This is a genomic window from Burkholderia latens (assembly GCF_001718795.1).
Taxonomy (GTDB): domain Bacteria; phylum Pseudomonadota; class Gammaproteobacteria; order Burkholderiales; family Burkholderiaceae; genus Burkholderia; species Burkholderia latens_A.
Map to the genome: position 1 here is coordinate 12,778 of NZ_CP013437.1, position 24,863 is coordinate 37,640.

22 protein-coding genes are annotated in these 24,863 nt (G+C 67.1%); 16 read left to right on the plus strand and 6 right to left on the minus strand.

Going from position 1 to position 24,863, the window contains the following annotated elements:
* The first annotated feature begins 135 nt into the window (after window positions 1–135).
* A complete protein-coding gene (locus WK25_RS15765) occupies window positions 136–3,750 on the plus strand; it encodes a YadA-like family protein (RefSeq protein ID WP_069242054.1) in 3,615 nt (1,204 codons plus the stop codon).
* Between the two features lie 267 nt (window positions 3,751–4,017).
* Here WK25_RS15765 and WK25_RS15770 read toward each other — a convergent pair whose 3' ends face one another.
* From WK25_RS15770 to WK25_RS15790, 4 genes are all read right to left on the minus strand, one after another.
* On the minus strand, window positions 4,018–4,260 hold the full coding sequence (locus WK25_RS15770; protein ID WP_038570097.1) for a hypothetical protein: 243 nt from the start codon (window positions 4,258–4,260) through the stop codon (window positions 4,018–4,020).
* A 626-nt stretch (window positions 4,261–4,886) separates the two neighbouring features.
* Window positions 4,887–5,306: an Hsp20/alpha crystallin family protein gene (locus WK25_RS15780; protein ID WP_038570101.1), complete on the minus strand. Its 420-nt coding sequence runs from the start codon at window positions 5,304–5,306 to the stop codon at window positions 4,887–4,889.
* 36 nt (window positions 5,307–5,342) lie between these two features.
* Entirely contained in the window at window positions 5,343–5,786 is a 444-nt protein-coding gene (locus WK25_RS15785; protein ID WP_069242056.1) for an Hsp20/alpha crystallin family protein, read from the minus strand.
* A 520-nt stretch (window positions 5,787–6,306) separates the two neighbouring features.
* Complete coding sequence (locus WK25_RS15790; RefSeq protein ID WP_069242057.1) at window positions 6,307–6,498, minus strand: hypothetical protein; 192 nt, start codon at window positions 6,496–6,498, stop codon at window positions 6,307–6,309.
* A 655-nt stretch (window positions 6,499–7,153) separates the two neighbouring features.
* On the opposite strand from WK25_RS15790, the gene WK25_RS15795 reads away from it, so the two are divergent.
* Both WK25_RS15795 and WK25_RS15800 read left to right on the plus strand, forming a co-directional pair.
* Window positions 7,154–8,389, plus strand: a complete 1,236-nt coding sequence (locus WK25_RS15795; protein ID WP_069242058.1) for a S53 family peptidase — start codon at window positions 7,154–7,156, stop codon at window positions 8,387–8,389.
* 108 nt (window positions 8,390–8,497) lie between these two features.
* Entirely contained in the window at window positions 8,498–9,511 is a 1,014-nt protein-coding gene (locus WK25_RS15800; protein ID WP_038570112.1) for a hypothetical protein, read from the plus strand.
* Between the two features lie 160 nt (window positions 9,512–9,671).
* Here WK25_RS15800 and WK25_RS15805 read toward each other — a convergent pair whose 3' ends face one another.
* A complete protein-coding gene (locus WK25_RS15805) occupies window positions 9,672–10,841 on the minus strand; it encodes a zinc-dependent alcohol dehydrogenase (RefSeq protein WP_038570114.1) in 1,170 nt (389 codons plus the stop codon).
* A 478-nt stretch (window positions 10,842–11,319) separates the two neighbouring features.
* A complete protein-coding gene (locus WK25_RS15810; protein ID WP_059545119.1) occupies window positions 11,320–12,729 on the minus strand; it encodes a PLP-dependent aminotransferase family protein in 1,410 nt (469 codons plus the stop codon).
* 167 nt (window positions 12,730–12,896) lie between these two features.
* Between WK25_RS15810 and WK25_RS15815 the strand changes: the two genes are divergently transcribed.
* The 13 genes from WK25_RS15815 to WK25_RS15870 all read left to right on the plus strand — a co-directional run bounded on the left by WK25_RS15815 (window position 12,897) and on the right by WK25_RS15870 (window position 24,826).
* The gene (locus WK25_RS15815) at window positions 12,897–13,178 is read left to right on the plus strand and encodes a DUF2917 domain-containing protein (protein WP_144245292.1); all 282 of its coding nucleotides are present in this window, start codon (window positions 12,897–12,899) and stop codon (window positions 13,176–13,178) included.
* A 46-nt stretch (window positions 13,179–13,224) separates the two neighbouring features.
* Entirely contained in the window at window positions 13,225–13,956 is a 732-nt protein-coding gene (locus WK25_RS15820) for an AzlC family ABC transporter permease (protein ID WP_197416238.1), read from the plus strand.
* Window positions 13,946–14,278 carry a branched-chain amino acid transporter permease gene (locus WK25_RS15825; protein ID WP_038570122.1) on the plus strand — a complete coding sequence of 111 codons (333 nt, stop codon included), beginning with the start codon at window positions 13,946–13,948 and terminating at the stop codon, window positions 14,276–14,278. The genes WK25_RS15820 and WK25_RS15825 overlap by 11 nt, the downstream gene beginning before the upstream one ends.
* A gap of 100 nt (window positions 14,279–14,378) precedes the next feature.
* On the plus strand, window positions 14,379–15,377 hold the full coding sequence (locus WK25_RS15830) for an SGNH/GDSL hydrolase family protein (protein ID WP_059545138.1): 999 nt from the start codon (window positions 14,379–14,381) through the stop codon (window positions 15,375–15,377).
* Between the two features lie 183 nt (window positions 15,378–15,560).
* Window positions 15,561–17,735: an iron-containing redox enzyme family protein gene (locus tag WK25_RS15835; protein WP_069242059.1), complete on the plus strand. Its 2,175-nt coding sequence runs from the start codon at window positions 15,561–15,563 to the stop codon at window positions 17,733–17,735.
* Between the two features lie 148 nt (window positions 17,736–17,883).
* Window positions 17,884–18,564, plus strand: a complete 681-nt coding sequence (locus tag WK25_RS15840; RefSeq protein ID WP_082721511.1) for a LysE family translocator — start codon at window positions 17,884–17,886, stop codon at window positions 18,562–18,564.
* A gap of 72 nt (window positions 18,565–18,636) precedes the next feature.
* The gene (locus tag WK25_RS15845; RefSeq protein ID WP_069242060.1) at window positions 18,637–20,478 is read left to right on the plus strand and encodes a carbamoyltransferase; all 1,842 of its coding nucleotides are present in this window, start codon (window positions 18,637–18,639) and stop codon (window positions 20,476–20,478) included.
* 21 nt (window positions 20,479–20,499) lie between these two features.
* Window positions 20,500–20,634 (plus strand): hypothetical protein, encoded by a 135-nt coding sequence (locus tag WK25_RS32275; protein WP_257785759.1) that lies wholly within the window; start codon window positions 20,500–20,502, stop codon window positions 20,632–20,634.
* Window positions 20,635–20,659: 25 nt separating this feature from the next.
* Complete coding sequence (locus WK25_RS15850) at window positions 20,660–21,991, plus strand: aspartate aminotransferase family protein (RefSeq protein WP_069242061.1); 1,332 nt, start codon at window positions 20,660–20,662, stop codon at window positions 21,989–21,991.
* A gap of 47 nt (window positions 21,992–22,038) precedes the next feature.
* On the plus strand, window positions 22,039–22,278 hold the full coding sequence (locus tag WK25_RS15855) for a hypothetical protein (RefSeq protein ID WP_144245293.1): 240 nt from the start codon (window positions 22,039–22,041) through the stop codon (window positions 22,276–22,278).
* Window positions 22,275–23,504: an amidohydrolase family protein gene (locus WK25_RS15860; protein ID WP_069242062.1), complete on the plus strand. Its 1,230-nt coding sequence runs from the start codon at window positions 22,275–22,277 to the stop codon at window positions 23,502–23,504. The genes WK25_RS15855 and WK25_RS15860 overlap by 4 nt, the downstream gene beginning before the upstream one ends.
* A 33-nt stretch (window positions 23,505–23,537) precedes the next feature.
* Entirely contained in the window at window positions 23,538–24,137 is a 600-nt protein-coding gene (locus WK25_RS15865; RefSeq protein ID WP_038570137.1) for a formyltransferase family protein, read from the plus strand.
* Between the two features lie 53 nt (window positions 24,138–24,190).
* Window positions 24,191–24,826: a LysE family translocator gene (locus WK25_RS15870; RefSeq protein ID WP_038570140.1), complete on the plus strand. Its 636-nt coding sequence runs from the start codon at window positions 24,191–24,193 to the stop codon at window positions 24,824–24,826.
* Window positions 24,827–24,863: the final 37 nt, after the last annotated feature.

The following is a 24,863-nucleotide window of genomic DNA, read 5'->3' on the forward strand; positions in this document are numbered from 1 at the left end:
CTCTTGCTTCGCCATCGGCGTGACGGCGGCGGAGCGCGGGATGTGGCCGGTTTCGCCGGGGGGTCGAAGCTGAAGCTGTGGGTAAACGTAAGTAGTCCGTATTCAACCAGAACGCAAAAAACGGAGCAGAAGAAAATGAAGAGGAACCAGATTTCGGCGCTCGTCGCCGCGATGTTCGCAGGTGCGGGTGTGCTGGTCGCGGGGGCCGCGCACGCCGACAACTTCGTCGATCGTGGCAACCCGGACAACGCGCTGAACGGGCAGTGCATCGACGGCACCAATCCGGCCTGTATCGCGACGAAAAACGGGACGTTCGTCGCGGCCAGCACGACGAACTTCACGTCGGGCACGAATGCGAAGGCCGGTTCGAGCGGCATTGCGATCGGCGATCAGTCGAACGCGGGCAGCAAGAGCGGCAGCAGCAGCGGCGGCGGGATCGCGATCGGTGTCGGCGCGCAGGCACTGGCGAACTCGGCAACGGCGATCGGCACCGTCGCGCTAGCGCAAGGCAATACGGCGCTTGCGATGGGCCGCCAGTCGGCCGCGATCGGCGATTTCTCGATGGCGCTCGGCAACGTCGCGGACGCCCATGGCACCAGCTCGATCGCTTTGGGCCACTCGGCGCTTGCAAGCGGCGACCGCTCGATCGCGATCGGCGGCGCGAATCCGACGACGAGCGACGGCGTATCGAACGGCGCATCGTATGACGCGGCGACGCAGACGCGCGCCGGCGGCACGCAGTCCGTCGCGATCGGCGCCGGTGCGCAGACGAATGACAACAACCAGGTCGCGATCGGCTCGGGCAGCGTCGGCGCAAACAACGGCGGCACGCCTGTGTTCGGCGGCACGGCGGCGCCCGTCGGCGGTGCAGTCTCGTTCGGCTCGATCGGCAACGAGCGGCAGATCAAGAACGTTGCGGCCGGTGCGGCCGATACCGACGCGGTCAACGTCCAGCAGCTGAAGAACGTGAATGGCGCACTGAGCACCGGCATCGCGAACGTCGACGCACACGTGACGTCGGTCGGCAACACGCTGTCGACGTCGATCGCGAACGTCGACCAGCGCGTGACGAACGTCGGCAACAGCCTCAGCACGAGCATCGTGACGGCGACGCAGAACGTCGTCAAATACACCGACGACGCACATGCCGCGATCGCGCTCGACGGCGCGGGCGGCACGACGATCGGCGGCGTGGCGGCCGGCGTCGCCGACACGGACGCGGTCAACGTCGGGCAGTTGAAAGGCAGCGTCGCACCGCTGCAGACGTCGCTGTCGACGGCTACCGCGAACATCACGAATCTGCAAGACAACGTGACAGGCATCCACGCGTCGTTGAGCACGGCCGTGTCGAACATCGACGGCCTGCAGGCGGCCGACGCGCGCAACGTGAAATACGACGGCCCGAGCGGCTTCGACTCGGTCACGTTCGCCGGCCCGAACGGCACGACGCTGCACAACGTCGCTGACGGCGTCGCCGCGCACGATGCGGTGAACGTCGGTCAACTGGGCAGCGGCCTCGCGTCGCTCAGCACGAGCGTGACCAATAGCGTCAACACGACGATCGGCAACCTGAGCACGTCGATAGCGACCCAGATCGGCGATGCGACGAAGAACGCGGTGCAGTACGACGACGATACGCACGGCGGCGTCACGCTCGGCGGCCCGGGCGCAGCGGCGCCGGTCGGCGTGCACAACGTCGCAGACGGCGTCGCCGCGAACGACGCGGTGAACGTCGGCCAGCTCGGCAAGGCGACCGACACGCTGAACCAGTCGATCGCGAACGTCGGCAACAGCGTGACGAAGCTCGGCGACCAGGTGACGACGAATACCGGCAACATCGCAGCGCTGCAGCAGGACGCGTTGCAATGGAATGCGAACCTCGGCGCCTACGACGCGAGCCACGGCGGCAACGGCGCGCAACGCATCGGCAATGTCGCGGCAGGCCAGAACGGCACCGACGCGGTCAACGTCGACCAGCTGAAGGCGGCGATTCACGATGGCACCAGCCAGCTCGACGCGCTTGCGGTGAAGTACGACGATGCGAGTCAGCGCCAGGTGTCGCTCGGCGCGGGCAACGGCGGGGTGCCGGTGCGCGTGACCAACGTCGCGGACGGCAACGTCGCGGCCGGCAGCACGGACGCGGTGAACGGCGCGCAATTGCGGCGTGCGATCGGCGGGACGGCCGCCGCGCTGGGCGGCGGCGCGACCGCGAACACCGACGGATCGATCACCGCACCGTCGTACAAGATCGGCGGCGATTCGTTCAACAACGTCGGCGACGCGCTGACGAACCTCGACGGCCGCGTCGGCAGCAACACGACGACGCTCCAGAACCACGAAACGCGCATCGGCGACGCCGAAACCAATATCGCCGTCAATACGTCCGCGATCGCCGGTTTGCAGAAGGATGCGCTGCAGTTCGACCCGACGCTCGGCGCATACAGCGCCGCGCGCGGCGGCGTGCCGACGAAGGTGAGCAACGTCGCGGACGGCAACGTCGCGGCCGGCAGCACGGACGCGGTGAACGGCGGCCAGCTGTACGGCGTGAAGTCGGATCTGGAGCAGCAGATCACGCAAGTGTCGAACCAGACGGGCGAGGCCGTGAAGAACGTCGTCAAGTACGACGTCGACGGCAACGGCAACCGGCTGAATTCGGTATCGCTGAGCGGCGGCAACCCGAACGCGGCGGTCGCGCTGAAGAACGTCGCGGCCGGCGCCGACGACACGGATGCGGTCAACGTGAAGCAGCTGAAGTCGGTGCAGTCGAACCTCGATCAGCTCGGCGCGCTCGCGGTGCAGTACGACGATGCGTCGAAGGGCTCGATCACGCTCGGCGGCGCAGGCGGCACGCGCATCACCAACGTGAAGGCCGGCACGCTCAGCGCGACCAGCACGGATGCCGTGAACGGCTCGCAACTGTACGCGACGAACCAGCAGGTATCGAAGAACACGACCGATATCGCGAATCTGCAGAGCAACGTGACCAACATCGCGAACGGCAAGGCGGGGCTCGTGCAGCAGCAGGACGCGAACGGCGCGATCACGGTCGGCAAGGATGCCGGCGGCACCAGCGTGAACTTCTCCGGCACATCCGGCGACCGCGTGCTGACCGGGGTGGCGGCGGGCGTGAATGCCAACGACGCGGTCAACATGGCGCAGTTCAACGATGCGCTGAAGACGGCGGCGGCGAACGACAAGGTGCGCGCGGCGGCTACCGATGCGAACGCGACGTGGATCGCGCGTGCCGACGCGGGGTCGATCGGTTCGACGGCGACCGCGACCGGCAAGAACGCGGTGGCGGTCGGCCAGGGTTCGGTGGCGGATCGCGACAATTCGTTCTCGGTCGGCGCGAAGGGCGGCGAGCGGCAGATCACGAACGTCGCGGCCGGCACGGCGCCGACCGACGCGGTCAACGTGCAGCAGCTGAACGACAACATCGGCGCGGCGTCGGCACAGGCGAAGGGTTACACCGACCAGCGCATCGGGCAGGTGTACAACTCGTTCAACGACCTGAAGAAGGACATGTACGGCGGCGTCGCGTCGGCGATGGCGGTGGCCGGCTTGCCGCAGCCGACGGGTGCGGGGCGCTCGGTGGTGTCGGCGGCAACGTCCAACTATCATGGCCAGCAGGGGTTCGCAGCCGGTTATTCGTACGTGACGGAGAACAACCGCTGGGTCGTCAAGGCGTCGGTGACCGGCAATACGCGGTCGGACTTCGGTGCGGTGGTCGGCGCGGGTTACCAGTTCTGACGTACGCCGACCAGCATTGACGGATGGGGAAGCGGCGGGCATGCAGTGACGACCGTGCTTTCCCGGCATGCGTGGCCCGAGGTCGCACGTCGGCTTCGGGCCGCCGTCGTGTCGTATGACGATGCGGATGGCTGCCGCGCGGCATCGTCGTGCACGTGGACTGCTCCACGTGTACGCCCGGGCCGGCTCGCCGCAAGGAGCGGGCATCTGCCGACGTGCGGCGCCCGCTCGCCGTTGCGGCCGAGCAGGGCGCCGACGTGACGCGGTTCAATTCCGTTTGACGTAGCGATCCGATACGACGGCGCGCTGCTGGATCCATGCGAGCGCCAGCTCCAGCGCCTGGTCGTACGCTTCGCCGGTATCGGCAAAATCCCCGTCGACGCCGAGCGTGCGCGTTTCGCCGTCGCGATCGGTCACGATCGCCGCCGCCGAATAGCGGCCGGTTTCCGTGTCGGTGACAACCGCACGGACCTCGTATCCGCGATGTTCAATGACCTTGTCCGTTTGCATCTGGCACCTCCTGCAACGAGCTGTGAAATGTTGCGGCGCGCACGTCCCGGCTCGGTTTGCGGCCGGCACGTGCACGCGAACCGTGCCGTCGGCACATGCCGCGCGAGTGCGCCGCCGATCACGCGGCGAGTCGCAAACCTGCCGTCATGCGACGCCGGCCCGACCGCCGTTCGCCCGCCATCGGCGAGCGGCGGTCACTGCGGTCTGCCGCCCGCGGTCGACCCGTGTGCGGCGCCGTGGTGCAGAAGAACGACACGTGATGCAGCACCGGGGTGTGCGTTGCCGTCCGTCGGCGCGGATGCTTCAGGCGTCCAGCGACCGCACGCATGCCACGCGGCGCGGCGCGGTCGCTGCGGTCGTGCAGCGAGACGTCGTTCGCCGCCACGTGGCCGCCCGTGCGAAGCGCCGCGCGTAGCGGATACTGACGGCCGTGCCGGGCATCCACGCTACGCGTACGCGATGTGTAGCGAACGCGACGCGCACTTGCCATGATAGCGCGCTCGCCGCGATCGCGACCGAGGTTCGGCGCGAACCGCGTGCGCCGCCGACGAACGCGAACACGTGGCTTGCGATGCGGCGCAAGCCAGCTTCGCGCGGAACGCACGAGACGTTTCCAGCGCATCCGTTCACCCGGCCGTTACCTGGATCCGTCGCGGCTTCGCTTCTTCGCGGCGCGGGATCTTCAGCGTCAATACACCGTCGCGCAGTTGCGCGTCGATGCGCGACACGTCGAAATCAGCGCTGAGCGTGAACGCGCGCGCGAAGTGCGGGTGACGTACTTCGCCGTGCTGCAGACGCAGCCCGGACGGCATCGGAATGACGGCTTCCGCTTCGATGCTGAGATTGCCGTCATGCACGCGCACGTCGAGCTTGTCGCGCGGCACGCCGGGCAGATCGGCATACAACGTGATGCCGTGCGTGTCCTCGACGATGTCGACGGGCGGCGCAATGCGGGCATGCGCGGTGTCGCGCTGAGCCGGCTCGCCGCGGGTCACGGCCGTTTGCGTGTCCGCCGGCCGCTTGGTCAGATCGGTGGTTTCGCTCATGATGTCCTCCGTCATGCGTTCGTGACGTGGTGCGGGTTACTGGACGGTGATCGCGCGCGGCTTCGACGCTTCGGATTTGCCGATACTGATCGTCAGGCAGCCGTTCGCATAGCGCGCCTCGATCTTGTCGGAGTTCGCCTGCTGCGGCAGCTCGATCACGCGGCGGAACGTGCCCATGAAGCGCTCGTTCGCATAGACGCGCCGCTCGCCGTCGGCCGTGTCGTCGTTCGGCGACACGCGCTCGCCGCTGATCGTCAGCAGCCGGCGATCGACGGAGATGTCGATCTTCGCGGGATCGAGCCCCGGCGCGAATGCGACGATCTCGATCGTGTCGTCGGTGCTGCCGATGTTGACCGGTGGAAACCCGCCGGGCCGCGGCGCACGCAGGCTTGCCGGAAAGCCGGTGAACATGCCGGCCATCTGCCGCTGCAAGCGGTCGAATTCGGCCAGCAGATCGGAGGAAAAGAAGGGATCGCTCATGACTCGCTCCTGATTGTGCGTCCTGCGGAGGACGAACCGGACTACGCGCTCCAGTTCGTCGATCCGCGACAGGCTCGCTGATAAACAAATCGAAACACGCAGCGCGGGAAAACCGCGACTGCCTTGAGCGATACATAAAATAGGACGGGCCGAACGAATTTCAAGGGGGCCGTGCGCGGAAATTTTGCCGGCATCGACGCGGGCCGGCGTGCGTCGCACCGTCAAGCCCCGGCAAGCGGCCGCATGTTGGCTTTGACCCTATCGCCCGCGCCGCCGGTCGGCGAGGGCGCGCGGCACGCGCTCCGCAATCATGCCGCCGTCGTCGCCCTATCGCCGCACCGCACGAGCCGGCCGCTTCGACGGTTGCCGCGCAGCCTCCGGCCGCCGCGCATCGAACGTCGCCCACGACGGCGCGGACGGTGCCCGATGCGGGCAGAAGGCGGAATTTGCAACGCCACCAGAAAAGAAACAGCGTCGCGGGAGAGCGGGGCGCCGCTCGCGCTGCCCCGCTCCCGGCTGCTCAACGGCTTGGGCCGGAGGGCGGCTTCACTTCGGACAAGTCGTCCTCTCGAACCTCCGCCTGGCGCACGGTGGTGCCGTCGTCGCCGGTTTCGGAGATGTCGGTTTCGAACGTCGACTGCCGGTCGTCGGGTTTCCCGGCGGGCTTCTTTTCATCGGTCTGTTTGCCGGGCTGTTGCTGTTGACTGGTCATCTTGCTCTCCTGATCGCAACGTCGGATGTTGCGCATCCTTCACGTGAGCAAGCCGCGGGCCGCGCGCCCGTGCAAGTCGGCCGGGATCCTACGCCCCGGCCCGTGGCCGACAGTTCCCGTTACGTTCGCCATCGCCGGGTCGGCAAACGGGCTGCGAGCCCATCGGGGCGCGAGACTGGAGCGTTACACGTCAGAATCATTTTTCGTCGCCGTATCGCACGCTCCGGCGCATGCCGGCGACGAACGACCGGTGGTCGAACGCGATGCCGCGCCGTACGACACGGCATCACATCGCCCCGCGAGGCGGTTTCCGCGCGCTGCATCCCATTCGCTCCGTCGCGCCGTATCGGCGCTGTAACGTTTTCCGCGCGATTCTCGCGTGCCCGGCGCTTGCCGGGGCCGGTAGCCGTGCCGGCAATGCCATCGCGCGACTGGCACGTTGCTCGCTTGATCGATTGGCTGAAAACGATCGTTGTCGCGCGCCGGGAAGATTGGACGTATCGATAGGCGAGCGTGAAAAGCGGGCGCGCGACGGTCGTGAGCACGGATCCGGTCAACTGGCTCGTCATCGCCGGCACCGGCAACGCGCTGTCGTTCACGAGCGCGAAGGTGCGCTGACGCGCGCCGGCTGGTTTGCTCAACGGGGGGGAACACCATGAAGCGCGCTTCGTTTGCGCATGCAATGCGCATGTTCATCGTATCGGCGAGCGTCGCGCTCATGTGCGGGATGGCGTTCGCGCAGTCGGCGTCGCGCGCGCCCCACGATTTCGCGCGGCCGCCGCTCCATCTGCACGGTGCCGCGAAACGGAACCCTGTCGGCCTGTCGCCGCAGCAGATCCGCCGTTTCTATGGGTTCGATCCGTTGCCGGCGCGCGGCTACGGCGGCGACGATCAGGTCATCGCGATCGTCGATGCGTACGACAACCCGAATGTCGAAGCCGATCTGCGATCGTTCAGCAGTACGTTCGGGCTGCCGCCGTGCGCATCGCCGCGCTGCTTCACGAAGGTGTACGCAACACCCGACAAGCGGCCGCCGCCGCCCGACGCACTTTGGGCGCTCGAGAGTTCGCTCGACGTGCAGTGGGCACACGCGATCGCACCGAACGCGCGGATCGTGCTCGTGGAAGCCGCATCGAGTTCGCTCGACGACCTGATGAGCGCGGTCGGACTTGCGACGAGTACGGCGCCGGGCGGCGTGGGTGCGAAGGTCGTGTCGATCAGTTGGGGCAGCGCCGAATTCCTCGCCGAAACGCAATTCGACGGCCAGTTCGCGAGTGCGAACGGCGTGTCGTTCGTTGCCGCGTCAGGCGATGGCGGCAACGGCATCGACTATCCGGCCGCGTCGCCGTATGTACTGAGCGTCGGCGGCACATCGATCGCGGTCGATGCGAGCGGCGGCTATGCCGGCGAATCGGCGTGGGCCGGCAGCGGCGGCGGACAGAGCGCCGTCGAGCCGGCGCCGGCGTATCAGGCGAACTTCGGGATCCCGTCCGACGCGCTCGGGCTGCGTGGGGTGCCCGACGTCGCCTACGATGCGGACCCCGCGTCCGGTTTCGCGGTCTACGATTCGTACGGCTATGCGGGGCAGCGCGGCTGGTTCGTCGTCGGTGGCACGAGCGCGGGCGCGCCGCAATGGTCCGCACTGGTCGCGATCGCGAACGGCGTGCGCATCGCGCGCGGCAAGACGACGCTGAACGCGGTGGGCGCGCTCCAGACCGTGCTGTACGGGCTCGCATCGAGCGCGTACGCGGCGAACTTCCGCGATATCGTCAGCGGCTCGAACGGCGTGTGCGGCACGCTCTGCAATGCGGCGGCCGGATACGACTACGTGACCGGTCTCGGCCGGCCGATGGCCGCCAATCTGGTGCAGGCATTGATCGCCGCGCCGTGACGCCTGCGCACCCGCGGGAGAACGCGGGCTGGTTTCGTGATCCCTCGCCCCCTATAATCGCGATCAGCTTGTCCGGGCAATCGCGGTGATCAAGGTGAGGGTAGGCAAATGGGACAGTGCCGTCGCATCTATTCACGCTTCATCGTCACGAATTCGGTTGCCGTACTGGCAATTCTTGCCGGTCCGAGCCACGTGCGCGCCGAGGACAATGCGCCGAGCTTACCGATCGCCTTCAAGCCATCGGAAAGAACGCTCAATGCGTACGCGGTATTTGGCGACGGACGCTCGACCGAGGGCGGCGACATGCATTGGCGCGCGTATGAGGTCGGCTTCGGCGACGTCCTGAACGACTACCTGTCGGTCTACCTCGCGTATGTGAATGAGGGGCATCCGGTGGATCACCACCGCGACGGATTCGCCGCACTCGGCTCGTTTCGCTGGCCGGTCGGCAATCGCGTGGCGCTCGAATTGTCCGCCGGGCCGTATTTCAGCATGGACACCACGCATGTCGACAACGAGGCACGCAATGACAAGCGCTGGGGTGTGCGTGCGTCGGCCGCGGTGCGGTATTACGTCGTGCCCAATCGCTTTTTTCTCAAGTTGCAGTACAACCACGTCCAGATGTTCGGCGGCTTCAATTCCGACGCGGTGCTGTTCGGCGTCGGCTCCGATTTTGGCGGCGATCCCGGCCCGGCGTTGTCGGACGGCAAGACGCAGGTAAGCGTGTGGGCCGGGACGTCGCAGACGAACCGGCCGCAGGTGCCGATCGAAAAGGGCTACATGGTCGAGGTCAAGCGCCCGCTCGGCAATGCATGGGCCTATTCGGCGAGCTTCGTCTACGAAGGCAACAACGGTGTTGCGGGCCGGCGGGGCGTCGCAGCGCAGTTCTGGTACGTCGCGCCGATCAGGAGCAAGTGGACGCTGTCGGCGGGCGTGGGCCCGTATCTGTCGCACGACCGTGACGAGACATCGGGCAGGACGAGACTCAACGCGCTGCTCAGTGCGCAGTTGACGTATCAGGTCACGAATGATTGGGCGGCGAGCTTGCGCTTCAATCGCGTCGCGACGCGCAACGACAAGGACCAGGACATGTTCATGGTCGGCGTGGCGCGGAATTTCTAGCAGCTCGACGCTTTCGATTTGTCCATATCCACGCTTCAACGGCCGGGAACGCACGTTTTGCACCGCGCAGGCGGCGCGCGCGGCCGTGAACCGGAATCGTCCGGCTGTCGGTCGTGACGTCGGACGGCGCCAGTCGCCGCCCGACGGCGTCGACGCCGCGTCACGGCCTCATGACGACCTTGATGCAGCCGTCGCGCTTGTCGCGGAACGTCTCGTACATCTCCGGACCCTGTTCGAGCGGTACGGAGTGCGTGATGACGAACGATGGATCGATCTGGCCGCGCTCGATCCGGTCGAGCAGGTCGGCGCTCCACCGGTTGACGTGCGTCTGCCCCATGCGGAATGTGAGTCCCTTGTTCATTGCGGCGCCGAACGGAATCTTGTCGAGCACGCCGCCGTATACGCCCGGAATCGACAGGATGCCGGCTGGCCTGCACACATAGATCATCTCGCGCAGCACATGCGGGCGATCCGTCTCCAGCATGACTGCCTGCTTGACCCTGTCGTACGCAGCGTCGATCGAGCGCGTCGCGTGCGATTCCATGCCGACCGCGTCGATGCATTTCTCCGGACCCTTGTCGGCGGTCAGCTCCTGCAGGCGCTCGATCACGCTCTCGTCCTCGAAATTGATCGCGATGGCGCCGCCGTTGCGCGCCATTTCGAGGCGCTCCGGTACGCGGTCGATGACGATCACCTGCCTTGCGCCAAGCAGCACGGCACTGCGGACCGCCATTTGGCCGACTGGCCCCGCGCCCCAGATCGCGACCGTGTCACCGGGCTCGATCTCGCAGTTGACGGCGGCCTGCCAGCCGGTAGGCAGGATGTCGCCGAGAAACAGCACCTGCTCGTCGCTGATGCCGTCGGGGACGGGAATGTGCGTGCAGTCCGCGAACGGCACGCGCACGTACTCGGCCTGCCCGCCCGGATAGCCGCCGGTCAGGTGCGAATAGCCGAACAGCCCGGCGGTCGTGTGGCCGAAGGCTTTGGCCGCCTTGTCCCGGTTGCGATTGCTGCGCTCGCATACCGAGAAATTGCCGCGGCGGCATTGGTCGCATTCGCCGCAGAAAATCGTGAACGGCACCACCACCCGCTGCCCGATTTTCAACGCAGTGTTGTCTTTGCCGAGTTCGACGACTTCGCCCATGAATTCGTGGCCCATGATGTCGCCGTGCTCCATGGTCGGCATCAAACCGTCGAACAAGTGCAGATCCGAGCCGCAGATCGCGCAGCTCGAGACGCGGATGATCGCGTCGCGGCCATCCTCGATGATCGGGTCCGGAACCGTGTCGCACCGGATGTCGTGTTTTCCATGCCAACGCAAGGCTCTCATGGCGGGTCTCTCCAGATGGCGGCCGCACCGGCGACCGCAACGAAGAGATCCGCGCGCAAGGCGCGTACCCCCTGTGCGCGCTCCGTCGGCGGCGAGCGTGATCGTCGTCGAGAATCAGGGCGGGGCGCTGGAAATTCGATGAGAAGTCATCGGCCTCGCACGCAGCGATGCGCGAAACCGGATCGTCCGCGGGCGAGATCCGGTGTTTCAGCGTGTTCTCTGGCGCAGCGCGGAGCCGGACGTGCGGGCGTGGAAAATGGAATCAAGTTTGCCGTGCGGGTGTGCGGCGGGCAGGCGGACGCGGCGCCGCATGCTCCTGTCGCACACGGCGCCGCCGGCGGCGGCGTTCGCGCGCACCGCTGCGAGCGAACGTGTCGCGGGCCAGCGGCGCCGGCGCGACGCATGACGTCGTCGTCGCATCCGCACGGGCGCCGTCGTTCGAGGGCGTTCGACCGCGGTCGAGCGGTGCGCCCGCCTGTCAGCTGCGCCGCGCGAGCCGTCCTGCCGCGTTGATGAACGGCTCGGCCAGCGGGTCGCTTGCCGCCGCCACGTTGAGGCGCACCCACGGCGTCGTGTCGCCGTTCGGCCGGTATTCGCGTCCGGGCGCGAGATCGAGCCCGAACGTGCGCGCGACATCGCACAGCAGCGCCGAATCCTCGACGCCCGGAACGCACGCCCACAGAAACATGCCGCCGCTCGGCTGTTCGAACACTTGCCACCCCGCTTGCCGTAACCGTGTCACCGCATTCGCGGACGCTTGCGCGAGCCGCCTGCGCAGCCGCTCCAGATGCTTGCGGTGCGTGCCGCGCTCGAGCAGCAGCGCGACGATGCTCTCTGCGATGCGCGCGCCGCCCATGCTGGTCAGAGCCTTCAGTTCGATCAGCGGCTTGATCAGATCGGGGCGGGCGGCCAGGTAACCGATCCGCAGCGACGACGACAACGCCTTCGAGAACCCGCCAAGGTAGATCACGCGTTCGAGCTGGTCGAGCGTCGCGAGCCGCTGCGACGGCGTCGCTTCGAAGTCCGCGTAGACGTCGTCCTCGACGAACGTGAAATCGTGCTGATGCGCGAGCTGCAGCAGCCGGAACATCACCTGCGGCGCGATGTTCGTCGCAGTCGGGTTGTGGAACACGGTATTGACGAAGAACAGCTTCGGACGATGTTCGCGCAGCAGCGCCTCGGCCATTTCCACGTCGGGCCCGGTCGCGCGGCGCGGCACGCCGACGAGCTTCACGCCATGCAACTTCAGCAGACCGAACAGGTTGAAGTAGCCGGGATCCTCGACGAACACCGTGTCGCCCGGCTTCAGCATCAGCCGCACGACGAGATCGAGCGCCTGGCTCGCACTGTGCGTGACGAGGATCTGCTGCGGCTGCGCGTTGATGCCGAGCGGTGCGACGTGGCCGCTCAGATGCTCGCGCAGCAGCGGATCGCCCTGCGGCTGCGCATAGTCGACGAGGTTCGCCGCGTCGCTGCGCACGACGTGGCGCACCGCCTGCGCGATCCCGTCGACGTCGCGCCATGCCGCCGGCATGAAGCCGCTCGACAGTTTGACGCGATCGTCCGTCGCCGCGAACTGACCGAGGATGTGACTCGATTCCTCCTCCGCGACCCGGGGATCCGTGCCGCCGGCGTGCGCATGCGTGTCGAACCGGTCGGTCACATAGAACCCCGATCCATGACGGGGCCGGATCAGCCCGCGCGCGGCCAGCATGTCGTACGCCTCGACGACGGGGAAGCGGCTGATCTGCTGGTCGGCCGCCATCTTGCGGATCGACGGGAGTTTCACGCCGCTGCGCAAATGCCGCGAGCGAATCATCTGTTCCAGCTGGCGGGCCAGCTGCTCGTTCAGCGGGACGCCGGCCGTCGTATCGAGCGCAAGTTTCATTCGACACCACCGTGAGTGAGGGCGGACAAAGTGTTCAGTAAAACCACCGAACACTTTGGGGGTGATTGTTCGGTTGTGTTCATTCCAACGGTCGCATTCTAGCCGAATAATCGGCACCGCAGGCATTCGGAAAGGTGGCAGTCGAGCCGACCGGCAAGGAGGACCAAATGCGGGAAATCCGGCTGTTCCAACTGGAAGAAGACGGCACGCCCACGCGCTGGGACGCCGACACGCGCCAGACGCTCGTCGTGCGCCGCGGCATGGTGTGGGTGACGGTGCCGGACGTGCTCAGGGACTTCTGGCTGCGCGAGAACGACAGGTTCGATCTCGCGCCGCATTCGACGATCTGGGTGAGCGGAATCGGCGGCAGCGAAATCGCGATCGCGGAGGAGCGGCCGGCGCGTGTGCAGACAGGATCGCGGCTGCGCATGCTGTTTAGGGGGCGATGACGGCGAACGCGCAGCGGCGCCGTCGAACGATGGAGAACCGGAAAGCGTGAGTGTCGAATCCAAGCCGTTCGTGATGGTGCTGCCGAAGTCGGAGCAGCTCTATCAATCCTTCCGTCTGTCGATCCCGGTGGCGATGGCGTACGTGCCGCTCGGGATCGCGTTCGGCGTGTTCCTCGTGACGAGCGGAGTGCCGTGGTACTGGGCGCCGCTGTCGGCACTGATGATCTTCGCAGGCTCGATCGAGTTCCTCGCGGTGAGCCTGATGATCTCCGGAATGGCGCTGCCGCAGGTTGCGCTGACCGCGCTGATCGTCAATTTCCGTCACGTGTTCTACGGGCTGTCGTTTCCGTATCCGCGGCTGCGCACGTTCGCCCAACGCGTGTACGGCGTGTTCGCACTGACCGACGAGACGTACGCGATCACGTCGGCGGGCGAAGGCGCGAAGCTGAACGGCTTTCAGATCACGGCGCTGCAGATCATCAGCCACGTGTGGTGGGTCGGCGGCGCACTGCTCGGCTCGCTGACGGGCCTCGCGATTCCGAGCAGCATCAAGGGCTTCGGCTTTGCGCTGACGTCGATGTTCGTGATCCTCGCGGTCGACGCGGTGCGCACGAAGGGCACCGCACTGCTGATCGGCGCCGCAGCGCTCGCGAGCGCCGCGGCATTCGCCAGCGAGAAATGGCTGTATCGCGAATCGTTCCTGTTCGCCGGGCTGCTGGTTTATCTCGCGATACTGACTTTGCTTTACATTTACGGAGCAAAAGAAAGTGACGAATGATTTGCGCGCATTTTCCGTAATAATCACGATTTCTGTTGTCACGATTGGTTTGCGTTATGCGCCGATTTTGTTGATGAAGCGTCTTGAAAAAAACGGATACCTCCGATATCTTGGCGAATGCATGCCGCCGGGTGTCATGATCCTGCTGGTGTTATATACGCTGAAAGACAAGGACGTGACCCGTTATCCATATTGTCTGCCCGACCTGGCGGCGCTCGCGCTGTCGGTGCTGATTTACTGGAAGTCCAGGAACGCGCTATTGGCGATCGGCGCCGGGCTCGCGTCTTATATATTCGCGGTGAATTTCGTTGTATTTAATTGATTGAAACCGATTCGCCAAAAATCCATTTGCATTCGATTTGGATTTAATGGATCATGGGCCGTGCTTGATAAATAAGAAATAACAATCTAGAGAGATGCTGATGAATGCTCGCGAGGAATTGACGCCGCAAATGGCGGATTACGAGAAGAAATTCACGGACAGTGGAGAAGTCCGTTGGTTGCCGTATCTGATGTATTTTCACCCTGCGGAGCATCGCTCGCCGGTCGTCAACACCGATGCGAGCGGATTCCGCTACTCGGAGCGCGGCGGCGTCCGCTATTCGGTCGCGGATCACGCGGGCATCCATTCCGCCCGTGTGCTCGCCGGCAGTTCGACGGTGTTCGGCATCGGCGCGAGCGCCGATCGCTGGACGTTGTCGTCGCGGCTGTCGGAGAACGACCGGCGCGGCGCGCCGTGGCTGAACTTCGGCGGGCGCAGCTTCAACTCCACGCAGGAACTGATCCTGTTCACGCTGTATCGCCACCTGTTGCCGAAGATCGAGGAGATCGTGCTGTTTTCCGGCTTCAACAACCTCGGGCTCGCGCGGCAGCCGAGCCAGAACCGGCTCGAACACGGGGCGTTCTTCAACTGCAACCAGTTCTTCGACGCGTTCCGTCCGGAACCGGCCGGACGTCGCAGGGGCTTGTCGCTGTTCGGTCGAGGCGACGTGGAAGAGGCGGTCGAGCCGCCGCCTTCGCTCGACGCGCAGATCGATTACGCGGCAGATCTCACGTTGCGTCATCTGGACGTGTGGCGTGCGCTGGCGGCGGACCTCGGCGCGAAGCTGACCTTCGTGCTGCAGCCGCTCGCAGGATGGATCCGCCCGAAGGGCAGCGCACAGGAGGAGGCGCTGTTCGCGGAGCTGGACCGTGCAGGGCGCTTCAGCGACGTGTACGGCGACATCCTCACGCGCGACGTGTGCAACGCGTACGCGGCGAAATTGAGCGACGGCGCGTCGAAGCTCGGCGTGAAATTCGTCAACATCACGCCGTTCATCGCGGAGGCGCTGAAGCCCGACCAGTGGCTGTTCGTCGATCGCATCCATTTCACCGACCAGGGGCATGACTTCGTTTCGAAGCTCATTCTCGACGTCATCTGAAGGAGCAGACCATGAATCTGTTCAAGCGACTCTTCTCCCGGATCGGCCAACTGTTCGGCAAGAAAAAGAAAAAGGCCGATTCGTCGATCTACCCGATGTTCTGATCCCGGCACGCGCATCGCGTGACGAGCAGGCGGCTGCACGGGCAGCCGTCCGGATTGCTGCATCCTTCTGAGGCCCGAAATGTGGCGTGACACATATCGACTGGCGACCGATCCGGAAGCCTTTCTCGACGACCGGCCGATCCGCGCGCGACTCGCGGAACCGGGCGCCGTCGAACCCGGCCGGCGTCCGCAGGACATTCCTGCGCGTGCCGGCGAGATTGCCGCGTGGCGCGACGCGCGCCGCGGCGATTGGCAACGACTCGCGAACGACGCGCACCGCACCGGCGGCGGCTCGGCGTTCGCCGGCGCGATCCTCGTGCAATCGGCGCCGCTCGCGTCGGTGCTCGGCGCATGGCTGCAAGGCATGAGCGCACCAGGCGTATTCGAGGACGACGCGCATCTGCGCATCATGGCGCTGCATGCGGGCGAAGTCGGCGTCGGCCGGCCCGAGGCGTCGCGCTACGACCGCTTCAAGGCGTTGTTGCGCGACGCCGCGCTCGCGGACGTCGCGCTCGAGCCGTTCGAGCTGTCGACGCTCGCGCCGATCGACGACGAAGCGTTCCGCCTGCCCGCGCTGCTGCTCGCAATGAGCCGCCGTGCGGACGCATTCGGCCCCGAACTCGCGGCCGTGGATCTGGCGTTCCGTTCGGTCGGCCTGTTGCCGTGCTGGGACGCGCTCGCGAACGTGCCGGCGCATGCATTCGACGTGCGCGCACTCGATCTGCGCACGGCGGTCGGCCGCGTGGACGGGCTCGACGCGTGTGCGCAGTCGCGTTGGGCGGCCGAGCAGTATGCGGCGCACGACACGGCGGCGCGCGAACGCATCGAGCACATGCTCGGATGGACGTTCGACGCGCTGCGCGCGTGGGACGGATTCATCGAACGCGCAGCCGCGTGTGCGGCATCGCCGCGACTCGCGATGGCACGCCTGATGCAGCAGCGCGCGCGCGAGGCGATGGTTTATCACCATGAATACAAGCTCGGCGGTCGCGTGCTGTCCGACTGGTTCAAGGATGCGCTGCGCGATCCGGAGCCGCTCGTCGACGCGCTCGCAAAAAGCCGCCTCGTCGTGCCCGGCCACGCGGAACGCAGCCCGCTCGTGACGACGCTGATCGGCCCGGGCGGACGGATGTTCCGCGTGTTCAGCGACGCCGATGTCGCGATCATCCGCCGCTGGATCGATTCGCTTGCCGATGCGGCGGACACGCAGATCGTCGCCCCGCGCGCGGCGATGCCCGCAACCGCACCGGAACCCGTGCTGTCGCTCGCCGTCGACGACCCGACGCTCGGCAACGCGCCGTCGAGCCTGCGCGAACTGTATTTCGTGCTGCAGGGCAGGGCGCTTGCGCCGCGCACGCGGCAGCTCGCGGAGCGCTATGCGCGTGACTGGCTGGCGCGCGCCGAGCGCTCGCTGCACCGTGCCGACCGCGGACTGCCCGCAAGCTGGCGGGCGGGCGCATTGCGCGCGTGGTTGCTCGAGCAGCACGACCGGCACGGGCTGGAATTCGAGCAGAGCGATCCGGCGAACTTGCCGACGCGCGAGGAAGTGATCGACTCGACGCTGCAGCTCGCGCCGCTGACGCTGATCGACGGTTCTTGGCTGCAGGGTTTCAGCGACTGGCGGCTCGCGGCGTCGCAGGTCGGCTTCGCGCTGTTCCAGACCTACTGGGACGAGCTCGGCAACGGTCTTCACGCGCTGAACCACCCGAAGATCTATCGCGACGGTTTGCGCGAGATGGGCATCGAATTGCCGCCGACCGGCAGCCGCGCGTTCGCGCACGATCGGCGCTTTCGCGACGAGTCGTTCCGCCTGCCCGTGTACTGGCTGTGTCTCGGCAAATTGCCGCGCACGTTCATGCCGGAGATTCTCGGGATGAACCTTGCGATGGAATTGTCGGGCGTCGGCGGCAGCTACCGGAGTGCGCGCCGTTTCCTGCGCCACTACGGCTTCAGCACCGAGTTCGTCGATCTTCACAACACGATCGACAACGTATCGACCGGGCATTCCGCGTGGGCGGTCGATGCGATCGACGCGTACATGCGCCAGACGGCGGCGCACGGCGCCGGCGCGACGGCCGCAAGCTGGGAGCGGATCCGCGTCGGCTACGAGTCGCTCGCGCCTGTGCCGGGCCGCCGCGAACGCTGGCTCGGCAAGCTCGGCGTGCGGCGCTGGACGCGTGTCGCGCCGGCCGCCGGCGCTGCGTCGTCCGCGTCGGACCTGTTTCATCATGCGCCGGTCGGGCGGGCCGCATGAGCGGAGCGCCGGCCGAGAATCCGCGAGGCCGTGCGATGCCGCTTGTCCACGTACACAACGAAAGCGATTCGCTGGGGGAGACGATCGGCGGCGGACATCAGCCGGCGCGGCAGCCTCGAAGGCGATCGCTGAACGGAGCCGCACCGCGATGGATTACCTGTCGATCATTCTGTTCGTGATCTCGACCTGCGCGACGCCCGGTCCGAACAACGTGATGCTGATGTCGTCGGGCGTGAACTTCGGCGTCGCACGCACGATGCGCCACGTGATCGGAATCAACGTCGGCTTCCCGCTGATGCTGATCGCGGTGGGCCTCGGCGCGGGCGTAGTGTTCCGGCGCCATCCGTCGCTGCACGACGTGCTGCAGGTCGTCGGCGCCGTCTACATGCTGTATCTCGCATACCGCATCGCGACTGCGCCGACCGTCGACTTCAACGCGCAATCGGCGGCGCCGCTCGGCGTGATGTCCGCGGCGTTGTTCCAGTGGGTGAACCCGAAGGCGTGGGTGATGGCCGTCGGCGCGGTGCTGACCTATGCGTCGGCGTCGCACTCGTATGCGTTCGACGTGCTCGCGATCGCGCTGCTGTTCTGCGTGTTCGGTTCGCCTTGCTCGATCGTGTGGGTGTTCTTCGGAACGTTCCTGCGGCGCTACCTGGCGAAGCCGGGTGCGCTGCGCGCGTTCAACGTCGCGATGAGCGTGGTGCTCGTTGTCTCGCTGGTGCCGGCGTTGCACGGCCTCGTCGCGCAGGGACGCGGCGACGCGGCCGCGCATGCGCCGGCCCGGTCCGTCGCCGGGCATGTGTCGGCCGTGCACGACCGCCTGTCGTAGCGCTGCCCGCCGCGCCCGCGCATTTCCAATTCAAACAACCGATCAACGGTTCAACCGACAAGTCACTACGACATGGCCAACCACATACTCGGCATCTCGGCGTTTTATCACGACAGCGCGGCCGCGCTGATCCGGGACGGCGTGCCCATCGCAGCCGCCCAGGAGGAACGCTTCACGCGGGTGCGGCACGATCCCGCGTTTCCGGCGAATGCGATCCGCTATTGCCTCGACGAGGCAGGCATCCGTCTCGACGACCTGACGGCGATCGTCTACTACGAGGATCCGAAGGAGAAGTTCTCTCGCGTCATTTCGTCGTTCGCGAGCGCCGGCACGGGCGGCGCGCGTGCGTTCGCGCGCACGATACCCGAGTGGCTGCGCTGGAAGCGCCGTGTGCTCGAGCACGTCGATCGCGAAATCGCGCAGCTCGGTCTCGGGCACGCACCGAAGGTGATCGCGTCGCAGCACCACCGGTCGCACGCGGCCGCCGCATTCTTCCCGTCGCCGTTCGAGCGCGCAGCCGTGCTGTGCATCGACGGCATCGGCGAATGGCACTCGACGACCGTGTGGCGCGGCGACGGCACGTCGCTGCGGCTGCTGAACTCGATCTCGTATCCGCATTCGGTCGGACTGTTCTACTCGGCGTTCACGTACTACTGCGGCTTCAAGGTCGACTCCGGCGAATACAAGCTGATGGGGCTCGCGCCGTACGGCAACCCGATCTATGCGGACACGATCCGCGACGAACTGATCAATATCCGCGCCGACGGCTCGTTCACGCTCAACATGCACTACTTCGACTACCTGAAAGGCGAGCGGATGGTCGGCGAAGCGTTCGAGCAGCTGTTCGGCGCGCCGATCCGCCGGCCCGAGAGTCCGATTTCGCAGCGCGACTGCGATCTGGCGGCGTCGGTGCAGAAGGTGACCGAGGAAGTGGTGCTCGGGCTCGCGCGCGCGGCGGTCGAGCAAGCCGGCGAACGCAACCTGTGTCTCGCAGGCGGCGTCGCGCTCAACTGCGTCGCGAACGGCGTGTTGAGCCGCTCGGGCGAATTCGACGCACTGTGGATCCAGCCGGCCGCCGGCGATGCCGGCTGCGCGCTCGGCGCGGCAATGGACGTCGCCGCGAAGCTCGACGGCCGGCCGCACGTCGGCACCGCACGCGCGGATGCGATGAGCGGCGCGCTGCTCGGCCCGCGTTTCGGCGACGACGAAATCGCCGCATTCCTCGACGAGCGCGGCTACCGCTACACGCGTCTCGAAGGGGAAGCGCTGTTCGACGAAGTCGCGCGTCACCTCGCGGACGGCGCGGTGGTCGGCTGGTTCCAGGACCGCATGGAGTTCGGGCCGCGCGCGCTCGGTGCGCGATCGATCATCGGCGACCCGCGCGACACGACCATGCAGCGCAAGATGAACCTGAAGATCAAGTACCGCGAGTCGTTCCGGCCGTTCGCGCCGGCCGTGCTGCTCGAGGATGCGACGCGCTACTTCGACATCCGCGAGGAAAGCCCGTACATGCTGATCGTGTCCGAGGTCGCGGACTCGATCAAGACCGAGGCGTCGCGCCGCCCGGGCGGCCCGAACCGCGGCCTCGGCAGCATCAACGACGTGCGCTCGATGCTGCCCGCGATCACGCACGTGGACTTGTCGGCGCGCGTGCAGACGGTCACCGACGAAAGCAATCCCGCGTTCGCGCGGCTGTTGCGCGCGTTCAAACGCCGCACCGGCTGCCCGGTGCTCGTCAACACGTCGTTCAACGTGCGCGGCGAGCCGATCGTATGCCGGCCGGAAGAGGCGTACGCGTGCTTCATGCGCACCGAGATGGACGTGCTGGTGCTGGGCTCGCACGTGCTCGTGCGCGCGGACCAGCCCGCGTTCGAGGAAGAAACCGACTGGCGCGAGGCGATTCCGCTCGACTGACGCCCGCCCAAGGAGAACATCATGCTGCTCAAGACCCTGTCCCTGCTGTTGTATCTGCTCGTGCTCGTGCCGATCGGGTGGTTGCGCCGGATCGGCAACCACTCCCGCTTCAGCCCGGGTTTCCACCGCGCGCCCACGTCGTGGGACCGCACCTGATCACGCACGTCACGGAAGAACGCACATGTCAGCAGTCATCTACAAGAACCTGAATGCCGCGCCGATCGTCGCAACCGGCGGTGCGGGCGTCTGGATCGAGGACGCCACCGGCAAGCGCTATCTCGACACCTGCGGCGGCGTCGCGGTGTCGAGCCTCGGCCACGCGCATCCGCGCATCGTCGCGGCGATGGAGCGCGAGGCGCGCAACATCGCATGGGCGCACGCGGGCAGCTTCACGACGCCCGCGGCCGAAGAGCTGGCCGAACGGCTCGTCGCGGCGTCGAACGGGCTCGCGAAGGCCCAGTTCCTGTCCGGCGGCTCGGAGGTGATGGAGCTCGCGATGAAAATCGCATATCAGTACCAGTGCGAACGCGGCAAAGCGTCGAAGCAGACCTTCATCGCGCGCCGTCAGGGCTATCACGGCAGCACGCTCGGCACGCTTGCGGTGTCGGGCAATTCGCAGCGGCGCTCGGTGTTCGAGCCGCTGTTGCCGCCGGCCGAATTCGTGTCGCCGTGCTATGCGTACCGCGACCAGCGCGCGGGCGAGACCGATGACGCATACGCGACGCGGCTCGCCCAGGAACTCGACGACCGGATCCGCGCGCTCGGCGCGGACAACGTCTGCGCGTTCGTCGCGGAAACGGTGGTCGGTTCCACGAACGGCGCGGTGCCGGCCGTGCCCGGCTACCTGAAGAAGATCCGCGAGGTTTGCGACCGGCACGACGTGCTGCTGCTGCTCGACGAGGTGATGGCCGGCATGGGCCGCACCGGTCCGCTGTTCGCGTATCTCGACGACGGCATCGTGCCGGACCTCGTCGCGGTCGGCAAGGGGCTCGCGGCGGGCTACCAGCCGATCGCGGCCGTCCTGACGAGCGCGGCGGTTCACGATGCGATCGCGCACGGCAGCGGCGTGCTGGGCAATGGCCAGACGCATGTGAATCATCCGTTCGCATGCGCGATCGCGCTCGAGGTGCAGCGCACGATCGAGGACGAGCGGCTGCTCGACGCCGTGCGCGTGCGCGGCGAGCAACTGCGTGCACGGCTGCGCGAGCGGCTTGCCGACGTCGACACCGTCGGCGACGTGCGTGGCAGGGGGCTGTTCGTCGGCGTGGAGTTCGTCGACGATCGCGCGACGAAGGCGCCGTTCAGCGGCGGCGGCGCGTTCGCGGCGCGGCTCAAGCGTGAGGCGCTCGAGCGCGGCCTGCTGATCTACCCGGGTTCCGGTACGGCCGACGGCGTGCGCGGCAATCACGTGCTGTTCGCGCCGCCGTTCATCGCGACCGAGCGCGACATCGACGAGATGGTCGAGCGCTTCGCGGCGGTCGTGCAAGCGTGCGCGGTCGCGCAACCGGCATGACGCGCGGCCTGCACGGACCATTCGCGCGCCGAACGGGAGACGACGCGATGAAACTGCAAGCGGATGAACTGGACGGCTGGGTGCTGGAGCGTGCTGATTTCGAGCGCCTGCCGTCGCACGGCTACCTGTTCTACTCGGACCGCCGCTGCTACGTGTGCTATCCGGCGCACGGCGCACGGCGGATGCGCGACGTGCTGCCGCGCGTCGTCGACCTGCTCGCGCGGGGCGACGACGGCGCGCGGAGGCTGCGCGGGTTGCTGACGGTCGCCGCAACGGAGGACGCATGATGCACGCCGAACCGATGGTCATGACGCCGGGCCGCACGTTGCCGATCGTCGCGCCCGCGCCGCGCGATGACGACACGTGGGCACTCGTGAATGCGCTCGTGTTCGACAGCCGCGCGCACGTGTTGCGACAGGCGGATGTCGAGATCGCTGGCGGCGAGATCGTCGCCGTCGTGCCGGCGCGCGCGTCGCGCGCGACCCGGCGGATCGACGCGAGCGGGCTGCTGTGCGCACCGGGGCTGGCCGCGATGTTCCCGACGACGGGCGACGCGAGCGCTGACGTGCCGTGCGGCGACGCGCTGCCGCAGTCGCTGGCACGCGGCGTCACGCTGGCCGGCTGCTTGACCGCGGACGCCGTGAGCGACGTCGCACGTGCGCAGCGCGCCGGCGGCCGAGTCGTGCTGTTCACGACCGTTGCGGACCGCTGGGTCGGTCCCGGCAACGGCCCGCCGATTCGCAGTATCGACGGTTGCATGCTCGAATACGCACGCGCGCTGCACGCTGCCGACGCGGCCGGCGCGCGCGTCGTCGTTGCGCCGGCGATCGGCTCGCAGCTCGCGGCGTCGCCGCGTCTCGTGCTTGCATTGCACGAGGCGGCTCGCCGGCGCGGCAGCCGATTTGCGGTGCGTATCGACAGCGGCGGCGAATACGCGGCGCAATTCCGCGACGCGTACGGCTGCTCGGGAGTTGCGCTGCTGCGCAGCCTCGATGCGCTCGATTCGCACGTGCTCGCGTATCCGACGGCGCCGCTCGGCAGTCACGAACGCAGCGTGTTGCGCGCGAGCGGCGCGCACGTCGTCGGCGCAACGCCCGCCCAGGGTGCGGACGCCGCCGTGCTTGCATGGCCCGCCGCCGACGCTGGCTTCGACGCGTGGCTCGACGCGCGCCGCCGCGAACGCAGCGCTGCATCGTCCGCGTGGCGTGCGCGGGATGCGGCGGCGGGGCTCGTCGACAGCCTGACGTGGAAGGGCGCCCGTGCGCTCGGGCTGGCCAATGCAGGCGGCGTCGCGGCCGGACACTGCGCCGACCTGCTGTTGTACGAGCGGCCGCCAGCCGTGCGCGAACGCCCGGCCGCATTCGACGCTGCGGCGTTTCTCGAGCTGGTCGCGCACGCGCGGCCGGCCGCCGTGCTCGTCGACGGCGAATGGGTGCTCGGTGCGCCGCCGGCCGCTGCCCATGTGCACGGCGGGCCGGCGGCCGGCGATGTCGCGATCCGCTTTGCGCGCTGATCGTCTTTTTTCCAACGTGACGGAGGCTGTCCGATGTCGAACGAACCGTGCCGGGACAAGGTCCTGCTGTCGGTCTGCACGATGAACTGGTGCGACCTGGGCGTCGAATTTGCGAAGACGGTGTTTTCGAACGTCGAGGTGTTCTACTGGGATCCCGGCGATCCGTATCCGCACCACCTGCGCGACTGGGAAGGCGACTGGATCATCTCGTACCGCGGCGACTTCATCTTCCCGAAGGAGATTTACTCGCGGGCTCGCAAGGGTGCGATCAATTTTCATCCGGCGCCGCCGAAATATCGGGGGCTCGGCAGCCAGCACTACGCGATCTACTACGGCGACGAGACTTACGGCTCGACCTGTCATCACCTTGCACCGTCCGTGGACAGCGGACAGATCATCAACGTCGCGCGCTTCAACATCGCGCCGGCAGAGACCGCGTCGTCGCTTCGGCTGCACGTGGGTGCGTACTGCCTGCAGCAGTTCATCGAGCTCGTCACCGACTACATCGTGCCGGGACGGGCGCTGCCGCAGTCGACCGAGCGTTGGGGCGAACGCCTGTACCGGCAGCACGAACTGCAGGGCTGGATGGACAAGATCCGGCAGGAAGAACCCGATCACCGTTGTTTCAGATGAGCATCGCGGCGCGCGGCGGTAGCGTCGCGCGTCACACCGGCAGAGGATATCCAATGAACTTCGCGCACTTCTCCAACTTCGGCGTCGCATTCGCCGTCTACCTGATCGGCACGGCGACGCCCGGCCCGGGCAACCTGTCGATCGCGAACGCGTCGCTCAACTACGGACGCGCGCCCGGCCTCGCGATGGCGGCGGGCGTGATCTCCGGCTCGCTGTGCTGGGGCGTGACCGCGGCGGCGGGCGTGTCGGCGATGCTGCTGTCGTACCGGCCGCTGCTCACGTGGCTCAAGATCCTCGGCGCACTCTATCTGGTGTGGCTCGCGTACAAGGCGATCCGCACCGCGTACTCGTCGCGCGATCCGCTGAAGGCGGGTACGCAGGCGCGTCGCGGCAGCCTGCCGGTGTTCTACCTGCAGGGGCTCGGCATCCACCTTACGAACCCGAAGGCGATTCTCACGTGGCTGACCGTGACGACGCTCGGGCTGTCGGCGAACTCGCCGGCGTGGACGAGCTTCGTGCTCGTCGCCGGTTGCGCGCTGCTGGGGTTCATCGTGTTTACGACGTATGCGCTCGCGTTCTCGTCGCACTCGGCCGCGCCGTTCTTCACGCGCACGCGCAAGCCGTTCGGGCTTTTTTGCGGGCTGTTCTACTGCGTGCTCGCGGCGGGCTTCATCCGCTCGCTCGCGTAGCGCCAGCGAACATACGGCGCGGAGCGGCGCGTGAGGC